We start from the raw sequence: 13,284 nt of genomic DNA, 5'->3' as shown, positions 1-13,284 counted from the left end.
CATTGATAGCCGCCAAAGATGCTCTTATTTATCTTCAGCAATCAAAGCTTCCAGTTCTGCCAACAAAGATTTCAACCTATCCTGTTTGTCAGGATTAGAGCACACCTTAAATTTTTTCACTCGTTTGTAGGTACTTTCCAATTGCTGTTGCAGTTCCCTCTCTGGTGAGGGAGGCTGTAAACCTTTCACCCTCTCTCGAATTTGATTGATTGATAAATTATACTCTATAGCAGCCTCCAGAATCTCCATGCGGTCAGATTCCGATTCTACCTTGCCTATTTCCCTAGCTTTTGTATATTCGATTGACCCAGACCTCAACGCCTCCAAGATATCACTAGTAAGGTTGAGTAATGGCAGCCTGTGGGTTCGGAAAGACTCAGGAGACATCTTGCCAATACTGGCAAACACGTCTGTAAGTATATGTTGATCTTCTGGGCGGACATCGTTGTCCACCGCCAGGTGCCGTTTAGTTTTTGATAATTTATTTAACAGTGAGATAACCCATCCCCTATCGGTTGACAACCTCAGCGCCAGTAAATCCAAAATACCTTCTGTCTCCTCCAGCGGGTTCAAATCCTCTCGTTGCAGATTCTCCGTCAGCGCATACTGTATTGCCTGAGTATCAGACATCTCCCGGATGGTTACAGGCACTTCGCTCAAGGAGCATTCTTGAGCGGCGCGATATCTTCTTTCTCCAGCCACCAACTCATACTTATCACCCACTGGCCTTACTAATAAAGGCTGGAGGATACCTTCACGGCCTACTGACTCCACCAGAGATTGCATTGCCTTGGGGTCAAAATAGTGCCTGGGTTGAGTAGCTGGCAGGACAATCTGGGATAGTGGTACTAATTTAGCAGCTAAAGCGGAAGCATCTTCTTGCCTTTCCGGAAACACAGTAATGATAGCTTCTTTTTCCGGTTGAACAACGTTTTTTGGCTTAGACTTCGTCGACCTGGTGGACGCTTGTCTGGTAGTTTGTCTAGGACTCATGTTTAAATCCCCATAACTAATAGAGTTGCCATAATTTTAACCTTATTATTATAAGAGTTGTTGGCAAATTGCTCATAGACAGCACTGAACCTTGGCATTAGCTCATCAAATGCTTTCCGGTTCAACCCTCTAAGTGCCCGCAGCAGTCGGTCTTGTTTCTGTGCTCGCTCACTAGTTATCATTGCCCCTCACCCGCAGGCTCACCTCCTAGTCTCCCCTATTTCCCAACAAGTATATTATCTATTCGGGGGGGGCGAGCACGGCTTGGGTTTTGAAAGGATATATTACTTTTGACTCTTCTGGTCAGATACAGAAACCCCAGCTAGCAGTTGGCTACAAACCATGGCACCTGCGTCGGGTTTTCGGTTTCTGCTACTACTTCGTCGCCCGTTCCGTGATTCCTCTTCAGGTAAACAAACGTAAAACCTACTCGACTTAGGAGTAATAGTTGCCATTTTGCCTAGACTTAGGAGTAATAGTTGGCTAGGATTGATGCAATCGGTTATAAAAAATACGTCAAATAAAACTCGTAACAGGAGACTGTATTTATCCAGAAGCGTTCAAGCTTTAAAACCTTCAACAAAAATCTAGCTCAAATTGTGAGATATTTGAATAAATTATGACTAGTTAATTATTAGCCAAAATGAGTGCTCCATTTCCAAAAATGGATGACATCTTGATTAGATCAACTTCGCTATTTACCAGGAGGTATGAGTCAATAAATAAGTGATATTCATTGGTTTAAAAAGATTATATATTTTTAGCAATTGCTTCTTGACAGCACTCCTAGACTGATTTATAGTAAGTTTTATTAAGCGATTCAACACTTCTGGTCAAAACCTTCCTAAAACTCATTGGTTATATGCCGCCAAGGTTGGTCAAGTTGATAGTTTTTTTTATTGAAGATTATCACACCTGGTTAATTAACGCCCTTAGGACATGGGAATGGTCAGATGTGTGGTAAAATAAGTTTGGTTTTCCTAGTCGCTATGTAGCCAGATTCAACTTTTTGAAAGGGTTCCCAACGGTGTATATTGTCAAAGCTATTGTCACGCTTTGGCCCAAAAATAGGAACCTATACAGGTCGAGTTGCTACTCGCCCAACCAGCTCATTCAATATTTTAAAAAAACACGGACTGGTTCAAGGAATCAGTCATAAATATTGCAGCGTATTGATGCAGTCCCTCATGGGGGAAACCCCCTTTGGCCGACTGCATCAATACGCTGCATCAATACACTGTACACAGGAAAGATAGATACTCCTATAGTTTATAGGTCAAGGGAAGCTCTACCCTTGTGCTCTTTATGTAAGAGGATCAACTCCTCACCAATACCTCACAGATGCAGTCACTTAGGAGCGACTGCATCAAGACAATGACAGGAGTATTCGTTTTTTCCCTTACCAACCCCAAATTGTTATGAAGAGTTGCAAGACTAAAATTTGCCCTGCAGTCAAAGGCAAGTTTATTGTCGTTGGGAGCAAAAAACTTTATATTAAGGGAGTCACGTATGGAACATTTCGCCCCAATAGGGAGGGGGAACTGTATCCCAAACCCGATGTAGTTGCCCGGGATTTTGCCATGATGGCGTCACAGGGAATTAACTCAGTTCGCACCTACACTGTTCCCCCTGGCTGGTTGCTTGATTTGGCTGCCAAGCACAACCTTTATGTGATGGTAGGACTACCTTGGGAACAGCATATTGCCTTCCTCGATCAGAAGAAGCGCATCCAAGACATAGAAAAGCGAGTACGGGCGGGGGTGCGTGCCTGTGTTGGACACCAGGCAATTCTCTGCTATGCTATCGGTAATGAGATACCAGCCCCCATTGTGCGCTGGTATGGTCGTCAACGGGTGGAGAATTTCCTCAAAAGACTTTATCTAACTGTCAAAGCCGAAGATTCAGAAGCCCTGGTGACTTATGTCAACTATCCTAGCACCGAGTATTTACAACTTCCTTTTGTGGATTTTGTCTGTTTTAATGTCTATCTAGAGTCCCGGGACCGACTGGAAGCTTACCTTGCCCGCCTCCATAATATAGCAGGGGATCGACCGTTGGTGATGGCTGAGATTGGGCTAGATAGCCTCAGAAACGGGGAGGAAACACAGGCGAAAACCCTGGACTGGCAAATCCAAACTATCTTGGCAGCTGGCTGTGCTGGCTGTTTTGTCTTTGCCTGGACTGACGAATGGTATCGGGGAGGTTTTGACATCGAAGACTGGGATTTCGGTCTCACTGATCGCCAAAGGCGTCCTAAACCGGCGCTCTCAGCCGTTCACCAAGCCTTTGCCGCAGGACCATTTCCGGCATACCTCCCCTGCCCACGGATCTCGGTAGCTGTCTGCTCCTACAACGGAGCAAGTACCATACGAGATACCTTGGAAGCGTTGCAATATCTCGATTATCCTAACTATGAAGTTATTGTAGTGGATGACGGTTCTACTGATGGCGTTGCTGCAATTGCTAAGGAATACAAGGTGCGGGTAATCATCCACAAGCAAAATAGGGGGTTAAGCAGTGCCCGGAATACCGCCTTAGAAGCCGCTACGGGTGCCATCATCGCCTACATCGACGACGATGCCTATCCCGATCCCCACTGGCTCACCTATCTAGCTGCTACTTTCCTGAAAGGAGACTGGGCAGGAGTTGGTGGACCCAATATCCCCCCTCCCGGTGATGGCTTGATAGCGGATTGTGTTAGCAACGCACCGGGAGGACCAATCCATGTCCTGCTTTCCGATCAGGAGGCAGAACACATTCCTGGTTGCAACATGGCTTACTGGAAAACCCACCTCCAAGAGATTGGTGGATTTGATCCCCGGTTTCGGGCTGCGGGGGATGACGTGGATATCTGCTGGCGGCTACAGGAGCGTGGCTGGAAAATAGGTTTCAGCCCCAGCGCCGTTGTCTGGCATCATCGCCGCAACTCGGTGAAGATGTACTGGAAACAGCAACAAGGATATGGTAAGGCTGAAGCCCTACTGGAACAGAAATGGCCACAAAAGTATAATGCCGCCGGTCATCTCAATTGGTCTGGGCGGCTTTACGGTAAGGGGCTAGTGCAGATACTGGGCTGGCGCTTAAGTCGGATATATCACGGGACTTGGGGTAGTGCCCTGTTCCAATCTGTCTATCAGCCTGCACCAGGGCTGTTTCCCGCACTGCCAACCATGCCGGAATGGTACCTAGTCATCCTCGCTCTTGCAGGGCTGTCCAGCCTGGGACTGCTCTGGAAACCAATGGTCTGGACAGTCCCCTTCCTGCTTGCTGCTATTGCTGCACCTGTTACTCAAGCCATCCTGAGTGCTTCTAAAGCTTCTTTTACAACCCCTGTTGCATCTCGCCTCCCCCGCTTCCAGCTTTATAGCTTGACAGTACTCCTGTATCTGCTACAGCCCCTGGCACGACTCAAAGGTCGCCTTGACAACGGGCTCACCCCCTGGCGAAGGCGTGGTGTCTCCTTTTTGCAATTTCCCAGACCTCGGAAAGATCAGATCTGGAGCGAGTCTTGGCAGTCCCAGGAACAGTGGTTGGAAAGGTTAGAATTTGGACTCCGGGAACAGGGAGCAGTGATTTACCGTGGCAGTGATTTCGACCGCTGGGATCTGGAGGTGCGGGGTGGGTTGTTCGGCGCTGTCCGGATACTAATGACCATTGAAGAGCACGGTGGGGGTAAGCAACTGCTGCGATTCCGCTCCTGGCCGAGGGTTGCTGTCCCTGCCTTAATCATTAAGTTCCTTTTGCTACTGCTCTGTGCTGTAGCAGCCTTTGACCAGGCAGGTATGGCTTCTGCTATTCTTGGAACAGTAGCTGTACTGCTCTTGCTGGCAAATTTCCAGGATTGTGCTACTGCCAAAGCTTCCTACCTTTACGTACTCAGACAGTTAGAAGGCATTAATCTCGAATCTGCCACCAACAATCCTACGAACTCACAGCAAAATAAGCAAGCTGCGATCATAGGAGTGGAACTGTAGATGAGTCCAGAAATTGCAGCAACGAAGCACCGATACCGGCGTATGCTCCTATACCCACTGCGCCAGTGGCGTACCTTCGTAGTGATTCTCGCTTTGACTGCAGCCACCTCCTTTGTTACCACTCTCCAACCCTGGCCGATGAAAATCCTGGTGGATTACGCACTTGGTGACACGGCTGTGCCAGCGGTAGTTGGGTCGCTTTTGGGGAACTGGAACCTGACCGTGACGCCCTTTGTGCTGGTTGTTACAGCTGCTCTTGCTAGCCTCGGACTCTATGCCCTGAATGCTATCCTTGAAGTGGGTCTAATCTGGTTCTGGAGCGCTGCTGGTCAACGCATGGTCTATGACCTGGCACAGAAGCTGTTTCATCGACTCCAACGCCTCTCGCTGCTGTTCCACAGTCAGCGCAGTGTCGGTGATTCCCTGAGTCGCTTGACAGTAGACACCTATTGTGTATATACCTTGACTAATGCCCTGCTGGTCTCACCTGCCCAGCAAGTGCTGACTTTGTTGAGCATTGGCATCGTTGCCTGGAACCTAGAGCCAACACTAACCCTGCTATCCCTAGCAGTAGCGCCACTGATGGGGGGTTCCACCCTGTTTTTCGGTGCCCGGCTCAAACGCCGGACGAAGCTGAACCGGGAAGCCCAGTCCCGTCTGCTGAGTTTCGTCCACCAGACCTTCACCGCGATCCCGGTAGTACAGGCATTTGGCACGGAAAACCGCAATAGAAAGCAGTTCCAGTACCTGGCAACGGACGCAGTTGCTCAGTCCCAACGGGGCACCCTGCTCAAGAGTACCTACGGATTTGCCAACGGCTCAATTACTACAGTTGGTACTGCGATTGTTTTCTATGCCGGGGGGCAGCAGGTATTATTGGGGACAATTACGGTCGGTAGTTTCCTGGTCTTCCTCGCCTATTTGCAATCTCTGCAAAAAGCATTTAGGAGTCTGCTAACTACCTATGGAAGTCTGAAATCCGTGGAAGCAAGTATTGATCGGGTGCTGGAAGTCTTGGATGCTAAGGAAGAGGTACAGGATGCCCCTGGAGCCCAGCCCCTACCCCCTGGGGGATCCAAAGGATGGGTGCGCCTAGAAAAGGTCAGCTTCGGGTACCAATTAGGGGATCCGGTTCTCAAAGATATTACTCTGGAAGCCCAGCCAGGAGAAACAATCGCCCTAGTGGGGTTGACGGGTGCTGGCAAGAGTACCCTGGTTTCTCTGATCCCCCGCTTTTTCGACCCCTGGCAGGGACGAGTACTCCTGGACGGGGTGGATGTGCGCCAGTTGCAACTGACCAGTTTGCGATCGCAAATAGGGTTGGTCTTGCAGGAACCTTTCCTCCTGCCGCTGACGGTGGCAGATAACATTGCCTACGGGCGTCCCGGAGCTAGCTATGAAGAAATTGTAACAGTGGCCAAAGCTGCCAACGCCGATGAGTTTATTAAACGGCTGCCCCAGGGTTACGACACGGTTATTGGCGAGCGAGGGGCGACCCTTTCGGGAGGACAAAGGCAGCGGATTGCGATCGCCCGGGCACTGCTCAAGGATGCTCCGGTACTGATTCTCGACGAACCCACTTCTGCCTTGGACGGGCAAACCGAAGCCCTGCTGCTATCAGCTATAGAGCGATTGATGGCAGGGCGGACCACTTTCATTATTGCCCACCGGCTCTCCACTATTCGGCAAGCAAACCGGATCGCTGTGCTGGACGGGGGTCAGGTGGTGGAGATGGGGACGCACCAGAAGTTGCTGGCCGTGGGTGGTCTTTACCAGCGCTTGCACACTTTGCAGTTTTCTGACTCCCCGTCGGAGGTGGTGTTATGAAGCGATGGTGGCTACGACTGATACCCTACGCCCTGCCCCATAGGCGCGGACTCTTATCAATGATGCTGCTGATGCTTGTGGGGGTAGGACTTAATGTACTCAAGCCCTGGCCCCTAAAGTTGATCGTCGATTATGTTTTGACCGACCAGCCGCTCCCGCACTCCTTTACCTGGCTTAAAGCCATACCTGGTGAAGAATCACCTTCTTGGTTACTAGGTTGGTTAGCTGGCAGCACGATCTTGCTATTTCTAGCCAGTGAGGCAGTTCGCATTATTCAGAATTACGTTGGAAATGGCATCGGCAGTCGAATGGCGTACAGCTTGGGGGCAGTACTGTTCGATCACCTACAGCGTCTTTCTCTGGGTTTCCACGGTCAACAACCCACTGGCGACCTGATCAGGCGAGTGATGACTGATAGCCGCTGCATACAGGTACTGGTGATGAATGTCTTCCTCCCCATACTCACTTCCCTGGTCAGTTTGGTCGCGATGTTAGCCGTGATGTGGCAACTTGATCCCACCCTGTCACTGCTGGCACTGCTTGTTGCTCCACTGTTAGTGGTGTTAATCCGGTTTTTTAACCAGCCTATGACTGAACGTAACTACCAGCATCAACAGCTCGAAGGCGAGATCATGGCGCTGAGTGAGCAGGCGCTGACAGCAGTACCAATTGTTCAAGCATTTAGCCGTGAAGCCCACGAAGATAAGCGGTTCCGGAACCTATCTCGGCAAGTGATCCAAGCTCATTTGCGCGCTGTCCTCTCCCAGCTACAATTCAAAGTTGGGGTCAGTGGGGTAACAGCAATGGGCACAGCGGTGATGATGCTGATTGGGGGCTTTCAGGTTTTGGAGGGATCGCTGTCTTTAGGCAGCCTCCTCGTCTTCCTCTCTTATCTCGCCTCCTTGTATGCGCCTATGGAAACCCTAGCCTACATTTCATCTGGTTTCGCATCAGCGGCTGCGGGTGCTCGCCGAGTCTTAGAAATGTTAGATGTCCAAGATCAGGTACAGGAGGAGACCGGAGCCAAGCCGTTGCCGCCGTGTCCCCCTGGAGTAAGGGGACAAATTCGCCTAGAGCGAGTCACCTTTGGCTACAAACCCGGTCACCCCATCCTCCAGGACATTACTCTGGAGGTGCAACCAGGAGAGACAATCGCTTTGGTAGGAATGACGGGAGCTGGGAAGAGCACCTTAGTTTCCCTGATCCCCCGCTTTTTCGACCCCTGGCAGGGTCGAGTCCTCTTTGACGGGGTGGACGTGCGCCAGGTGCAACTGAGCAGTTTGCGATCGCAAGTGGCTATAGTGTTGCAAGAGCCATTTTTGCTGCCACTGACGGTAGCAGATAACATTGCCTACGGGCGTCCTGGAGCTAGCTATGAAGAAATTGTGGCAGTGGCAAAAGCTGCCAACGCCGATGAGTTTATTCAACGGCTGCCCCAGGGCTACGATACCGTTATTGGCGAGCGAGGAGGCACCCTTTCGGGAGGACAAAGGCAGCGGATTGCGATCGCCAGAGCGCTGCTCAAGGATGCGCCGGTGCTGATTCTCGATGAACCCACTTCTGCCCTGGATGCCCAGACGGAGGCGCTGCTGATGGAAGCCTTAGAGCGGTTGATGGCAGGCAGGACAACCTTCATCATCGCCCACCGGCTGTCCACGATTCGGCAGGCAGATCGGATTGTAGTGTTGGAGCAGGGGAAGGTGGTGGAGATGGGAACCCATGAGGAGTTAATGGCAGCGGAGAATTTCTATGAGCGCCTCTACAGAATTCAATCCGGATGTCAAACAGCAATTGTGAGCAGGGAGGGAAGAGGAGAGTGAGTGATTCTGTACAAATTGAGTCGGATTACTTGACAAATGGAAAATTGCCAGCTAATGTACAGGTTGGTAAAAACAGTATCATCAGAGCTGAGGAACGGTGTTGGGCTAGATTTCGGAGCCAACTCATGCCAGCACTAGTCATTGGTGACCATTGCACCATGGAAGGCGTTCACTTTGCCCTAGGGGAACAAGCAAAGGTTCAAATCGGTGATTACTGCTATTTTACAAATGCGATTCTCCTGTGCGAGCAGGAACTGCAGATTGGTAATTATGTCGTGATTGGTTGGAATGTGACTATTGCCGATACAGATTTTCATCCCCTAGAGCCTGCGGAACGGATTGCTGATGCCATTGCTTTATCGCCATTGGGTAAAGGTCAAACCAGACCCAAAATGCTCAAGAAGCCCGTAATTATAGAAGATGATGTCTGGGTTGGACCAAATGCCACAATCCTGAAGGGAGTCCGTATTTCCACTGGAGCATTCATCGAAGCCGGTTCGATAGTAACCCGGGATGTGCCGCCCCGCGCACGAGTTATGGGCAATCCAGCGCAGATTGTTGGGGAGGTGTGAAGAAGATGAGTTATGGACGAAGGTTGCCTTGGGATTGGCATCCAGGAACGATACCCGACAACGTAATTCTTAGTGATGACACTTATATCGAAACCAGTTTAAGCTTTGACCTCTACCGCTCTCAGGCAGCAGAGGGTCTTTCCATGGGCAGAGGGACTGCTGTGTACAAAGATACGATGTTTGACATGGGAGTCCGTGCCCAGGTTCGCATTGGTGAGTATGTCCTGGTTCATGGAGCCCGAATTATCTGTGATGACCTACTAGAAATTGGTAATTACACCTTAATCTCTTGGAGAGTGGTGCTCATGGATACCTATCGGCTGCCCTTAGACCCACTAAAACGGAGGTATGTCTTGGAACATGCCTCCCAGTTCAAGTCCCGGCGACTGGAGGGGGATGTGCCAGCAGAGCCGATCCGCATTAGAGACAATGTCTGGATCGGTTTTGATGCTTGTGTATTGCCCGGTGTCACAATTGGTGAGGGGTCCGTTGTGGGTGCACGCTCTGTGGTTACAGAGGATGTTCCTCCTTATACTATCGTTGCTGGCAATCCAGCACGTGTCATCCGTTGCTTAGATAAAGGGGGAATCAACCATGCTTTGTAACAACCCTAGTAAGGGGAAAATTATTGTCTTTGGCATTCTGTTCTGGTATCCCTTAGCAGGCGTTACCTACCAGTTTTTACACTACTTAATCGGGCTAAGGCGCTTGGGCTACGACCCTTACTACGTGGAAGATTCCGGACGCTGGGTATACAACCCCCGGCTAAATGACTTAACACCGGATGCCATCGAAAATATTCAGCAGATTGTCCCGATTCTGGAGGCCCATGGATTTGGAGAGCGGTGGGCCTTTCGGGGCAATTATCCCGAGGGGCAATGTTACGGTATGACCGAAAGCGATATTTTGAAGCTTTATCGCGAAGCCGATGGGTTTCTTAACGTCACTGGGGCTCAAGAGATTCGAGAGGAACATCTGGCTTGCCCTCGTCGAATTTATGTAGAATCGGATCCCGTAGCATCCCAAATTCGAGTAGTGCAGGGAGATAAACAGATGATTGCTGACCTCTGTGCTCACGACACTCACTTTACATTTGGCGAAAATCTGGGAAATGCTGACTGTGGTGTACCCATCGAAAGATTCCACTGGCAACCAACTCGTCAACCGGTTGACCTAGCACTCTGGCAGCACGCTTACTCACCGGGTGAAGCCTACAGCACCATTACCACCTGGAATAACAAAGGTAAAGATATTGTCTATCAAGGGGAGACCTACTATTGGCGCAAAGCCAGAGAATTTGAAAACTTTATCGATCTGCCCAGCCGTCGATCCGTACAGTTTGAAATCGCAGCAGGAGTTGGAGACGACGTGAAACAGTTTCTTAATCAGCACGGCTGGCGGCAGGTGAATTCGGTTCATCTGTCCCAAAATCCTGACACTTACCGCAAGTACATTCAAACCTCGCGGGGTGAGTTTACCGTTGCAAAGGATCAATATACCCGACTACGCAGTGGGTGGTTTAGCGATCGCACGGCTTGTTACCTGGCAGCGGGACTTCCTGTAATTACCCAAGACACAGGCTTTAGCAAGTTTTTGCCTACGGGCAAGGGACTGTTCGGATTTGAAACCATGGAGGATATCTTAGCGGCGTTGGACACAATTGAGCATGATTATGAAGGAAATTGCCGTGCTGCTCGGGAAATTGCGACAGAGTATTTCTCAGCGGAGAAGGTAATTGGCAGTTTGATGGAGCGAGCGGGGTTATAAGAATGGCAAATATCGTGATTTGCGGTTATATGATTCGCCATCCTGTTGCAGGGAACTTGCTGGCATTCTTTCATTATCTGCTGGGGTTTTCCAAGCTGGGGCATCAGGTTGTCTACCTAGAGGAGAGTGGTTGGCCTCAGTCCTGCTATGATCCTGAATCCCAAAGCTACAGTGATAATCCAATACCAGGAATTGAAGTGGTTAAAGTCTTGCTGTCACGATTCGGTGTCAACGCTGAAGTGGGCTTTATTAACCGAGAGACGGGTAAGACTTATGGCTTCGCTTGGGATGATATCAAACAGGTATTAACAAGGGCTGATGTACTGCTAAATATTGGTGGTGTGTGCTGGTTACCAGAATTCAAACTATGTCAACGGCGTGCGCTGATTGATATGGATCCTTTCTTTACCCAAGTTGGGAAATTTGCAACTGAGGGTTTGGATAATTACCAGACGCTGTTTAGTTACGGCATTAATATTGGCGAACCTAGTTGTTCTATCCCTACCAATGGTCGAGATTGGTTACCAACTGTTCCTCCGGTTGTCCCGGACATTTGGATTTCACAAGTGGCCGTTCCTGAGGACAATATTCCTTTCACTACTATTGCTAACTGGAATGCCTATGGCAGTATCACTTATGAAGGTAAAGCTTACGGACAAAAACGAGAGGAATTTTTACAGCTACACAACCTACCAAAACGAACAGCTTTACCATTAGAACTTGCTCTTTCTGGTGTGAACTCTCAAGAACGTAAACAGTTAAAGTTAGCCGGATGGCACATCCGAGATAGCCATTTTAGTAAGGATTTCGATCCATATCAAGCATATATTACTCAGTCGAAAGGGGAGTTCAGCGTCGCTAAGCAAGCCTATGTAGCAACTCGCAGCGGCTGGTTCAGCGATCGAAGTGTTTGCTATTTAGCCTCGGGGCGACCCACGGTTTTACAAGATACCGGTTTCGTGGATCAGTTTCCCCTAGAAAACGGAGTATTAATCTTTTCCACCTTTGACGAAGCCGTTGAATGCCTAGAACGTGTCAGACATAACTATTCGTTGCATTGTCAGGCGGCAAGAGAGATCGCAAACCAGATATTCTCCTATGAGAATGTTTTACCTCGGCTTTTGCATCAAGCCCTACATTCCACTTATCAACATCAAGGGACGATTCTTGGAGGAGGGCTGACATGATTATCCTTTTTGCGGGCAGCATTGGTCGTTTCCCAGTAGGGGGGCACGCCTGGGTTGATATGCATTATCTCCTGGGATTAAAAGCTTTAGGACACGAGGTAGTTTACTTTGAGGAGTGCGGACCTGAATCCTGGGTATATAACTGGGAAACTGAGGAATTTACAACTGACTTAGAATATCCTACTCAGTATCTTTACGACTGCTTAGCAAGTATTGGTTTTGACTATCAATGGATATATCGGGCTGGGACACAGTCCTCGGGAATGTCTTTAGATCGGTTCTTAGATTTGTGTGCTCGAGCTGACTTACTAATTGTGCGTGGATCTCCGATTTCGCTATGGCTTGAGGAATATGAATGGCCAAACAAATGCATCTATATTGACTCTGACCCAGGATTTACTCAAATTCGCCTTGCCAATGGAGATCCCGATCTTGTAGAGACGGTGAAACGTTCTAGTAGCTTATTCACAGTAGGGCAGTGCGTGGGTTCACCGGATTGTAGCGTGCCCACAGTTGGATATGACTGGTTACCTATATTGCCGCCAATTTATCTGCCGAGTTGGCCGGTAATAAACATAGATGATACAGCCTTTTTTACCACTTTAATGCAATGGCGTAGCTATCCGGAAGTAACCTTTGCTGGTATACAGTATGGTAATAAGGACGTAGAATTTCCCAAGTTTATCGATCTGCCCAAGCAAACAACTCAGCCATTTCAAATTGCCTTAACTGGCCCTCATTCCGCACCAGAACCACTTCTAGAAAATCGTTGGAATGTTGCTACGGGTTGGGAAATTACATATACACCAGAAGCATACCAGCAGTTTATTCAAAACTCGCGAGCTGAGTTCGCTGTGGCTAAGCAAGGTTATGTTGCTATGAAAACAGGCTGGTTTAGTGATCGAAGTGCAAGTTATTTAGCATCGGGTCGTCCGATTCTAGTGCAAGATACGGGCATTGGAAATCGACTCCCACTGGGTGAAGGCTTGCTCACATTTGAGAATCCAAAGGAGGCAATCGCTGGAGTAAAGAAAATTAATTTGAATTACGGCACTCATAGTGCAGCAGCGCGACATTTGGCTGAGGAATATTTCTCCGCGCATCGAATCTTAAATTTTGTTTTAGAAGTTGCAATGAATTAGGG

General features: G+C 49.1%; 11 protein-coding genes. 8 read left to right on the top strand and 3 right to left on the bottom strand.

Annotation, left to right across the window (positions count from 1 at the left end; genetic code table 11):
- Window positions 1–24: 24 nt before the first annotated feature.
- The 3 genes from F6K37_RS04115 to F6K37_RS04105 all read right to left on the bottom strand — a co-directional run bounded on the left by F6K37_RS04115 (window position 25) and on the right by F6K37_RS04105 (window position 1,448).
- Window positions 25–993, bottom strand: a complete 969-nt coding sequence (locus F6K37_RS04115) for a ParB/RepB/Spo0J family partition protein (RefSeq protein ID WP_287248358.1) — start codon at window positions 991–993, stop codon at window positions 25–27.
- Window positions 994–995: 2 nt separating this feature from the next.
- Complete coding sequence (locus tag F6K37_RS04110) at window positions 996–1,175, bottom strand: hypothetical protein (RefSeq protein WP_287248356.1); 180 nt, start codon at window positions 1,173–1,175, stop codon at window positions 996–998.
- Window positions 1,176–1,277: 102 nt separating this feature from the next.
- Window positions 1,278–1,448, bottom strand: a complete 171-nt coding sequence (locus F6K37_RS04105; protein WP_287248354.1) for a hypothetical protein — start codon at window positions 1,446–1,448, stop codon at window positions 1,278–1,280.
- A 963-nt stretch (window positions 1,449–2,411) separates the two neighbouring features.
- Between F6K37_RS04105 and F6K37_RS04100 the strand changes: the two genes are divergently transcribed.
- Genes F6K37_RS04100 through F6K37_RS04065 form a run of 8 tightly spaced genes read left to right on the top strand, consistent with a single transcriptional unit; the run spans window position 2,412 to window position 13,282 of the window.
- Window positions 2,412–4,967: a glycosyltransferase gene (locus F6K37_RS04100; RefSeq protein WP_287248352.1), complete on the top strand. Its 2,556-nt coding sequence runs from the start codon at window positions 2,412–2,414 to the stop codon at window positions 4,965–4,967.
- Entirely contained in the window at window positions 4,968–6,794 is a 1,827-nt protein-coding gene (locus tag F6K37_RS04095) for an ABC transporter ATP-binding protein (RefSeq protein WP_008181237.1), read from the top strand.
- Window positions 6,791–8,614, top strand: coding sequence for an ABC transporter ATP-binding protein (locus F6K37_RS04090; protein ID WP_287248349.1), 1,824 nt, complete (start codon window positions 6,791–6,793; stop codon window positions 8,612–8,614). The genes F6K37_RS04095 and F6K37_RS04090 overlap by 4 nt, the downstream gene beginning before the upstream one ends.
- Window positions 8,611–9,186 (top strand): acyltransferase, encoded by a 576-nt coding sequence (locus F6K37_RS04085; protein WP_287248347.1) that lies wholly within the window; start codon window positions 8,611–8,613, stop codon window positions 9,184–9,186. The genes F6K37_RS04090 and F6K37_RS04085 overlap by 4 nt, the downstream gene beginning before the upstream one ends.
- A gap of 5 nt (window positions 9,187–9,191) precedes the next feature.
- Window positions 9,192–9,791, top strand: a complete 600-nt coding sequence (locus F6K37_RS04080; RefSeq protein ID WP_287248346.1) for an acyltransferase — start codon at window positions 9,192–9,194, stop codon at window positions 9,789–9,791.
- The gene (locus F6K37_RS04075) at window positions 9,781–10,953 is read left to right on the top strand and encodes a glycosyltransferase (RefSeq protein WP_287248344.1); all 1,173 of its coding nucleotides are present in this window, start codon (window positions 9,781–9,783) and stop codon (window positions 10,951–10,953) included. Before F6K37_RS04080 ends, F6K37_RS04075 begins: the two co-directional genes overlap by 11 nt.
- Before the next feature lie 2 nt (window positions 10,954–10,955).
- Window positions 10,956–12,140 (top strand): glycosyltransferase, encoded by a 1,185-nt coding sequence (locus tag F6K37_RS04070; RefSeq protein WP_287248342.1) that lies wholly within the window; start codon window positions 10,956–10,958, stop codon window positions 12,138–12,140.
- The gene (locus F6K37_RS04065) at window positions 12,137–13,282 is read left to right on the top strand and encodes a glycosyltransferase family 1 protein (protein WP_287248340.1); all 1,146 of its coding nucleotides are present in this window, start codon (window positions 12,137–12,139) and stop codon (window positions 13,280–13,282) included. The genes F6K37_RS04070 and F6K37_RS04065 overlap by 4 nt, the downstream gene beginning before the upstream one ends.
- Window positions 13,283–13,284 lie beyond the last annotated feature (2 nt).

Origin of the sequence: Moorena sp. SIO4E2 (genome assembly GCF_010671945.1) — a bacterium.
GTDB classification, from domain to species: Bacteria; Cyanobacteriota; Cyanobacteriia; order Cyanobacteriales; family Coleofasciculaceae; genus Moorena; species Moorena producens.
The sequence above is the reverse complement of the archived record's forward strand: the minus strand, read 5'-3'. Positions and strand labels throughout refer to the sequence as shown.

Excerpts from the sequence above, each read along its gene's own strand:
- F6K37_RS04115 (WP_287248358.1), bottom strand. The coding sequence starts at position 993 with ATGAGTCCTAGACAAACTACCAGACAAGCGTCCACCAGGTCGACGAAG.
- F6K37_RS04110 (WP_287248356.1), bottom strand. The coding sequence starts at position 1,175 with ATGATAACTAGTGAGCGAGCACAGAAACAAGACCGACTGCTGCGGGCA.
- F6K37_RS04105 (WP_287248354.1), bottom strand. The coding sequence starts at position 1,448 with ATGGCAACTATTACTCCTAAGTCGAGTAGGTTTTACGTTTGTTTACCT.
- F6K37_RS04100 (WP_287248352.1), top strand. The coding sequence starts at position 2,412 with ATGAAGAGTTGCAAGACTAAAATTTGCCCTGCAGTCAAAGGCAAGTTT.
- F6K37_RS04095 (WP_008181237.1), top strand. The coding sequence starts at position 4,968 with ATGAGTCCAGAAATTGCAGCAACGAAGCACCGATACCGGCGTATGCTC.
- F6K37_RS04090 (WP_287248349.1), top strand. The coding sequence starts at position 6,791 with ATGAAGCGATGGTGGCTACGACTGATACCCTACGCCCTGCCCCATAGG.
- F6K37_RS04080 (WP_287248346.1), top strand. The coding sequence starts at position 9,192 with ATGAGTTATGGACGAAGGTTGCCTTGGGATTGGCATCCAGGAACGATA.
- F6K37_RS04075 (WP_287248344.1), top strand. The coding sequence starts at position 9,781 with ATGCTTTGTAACAACCCTAGTAAGGGGAAAATTATTGTCTTTGGCATT.
- F6K37_RS04070 (WP_287248342.1), top strand. The coding sequence starts at position 10,956 with ATGGCAAATATCGTGATTTGCGGTTATATGATTCGCCATCCTGTTGCA.
- F6K37_RS04065 (WP_287248340.1), top strand. The coding sequence starts at position 12,137 with ATGATTATCCTTTTTGCGGGCAGCATTGGTCGTTTCCCAGTAGGGGGG.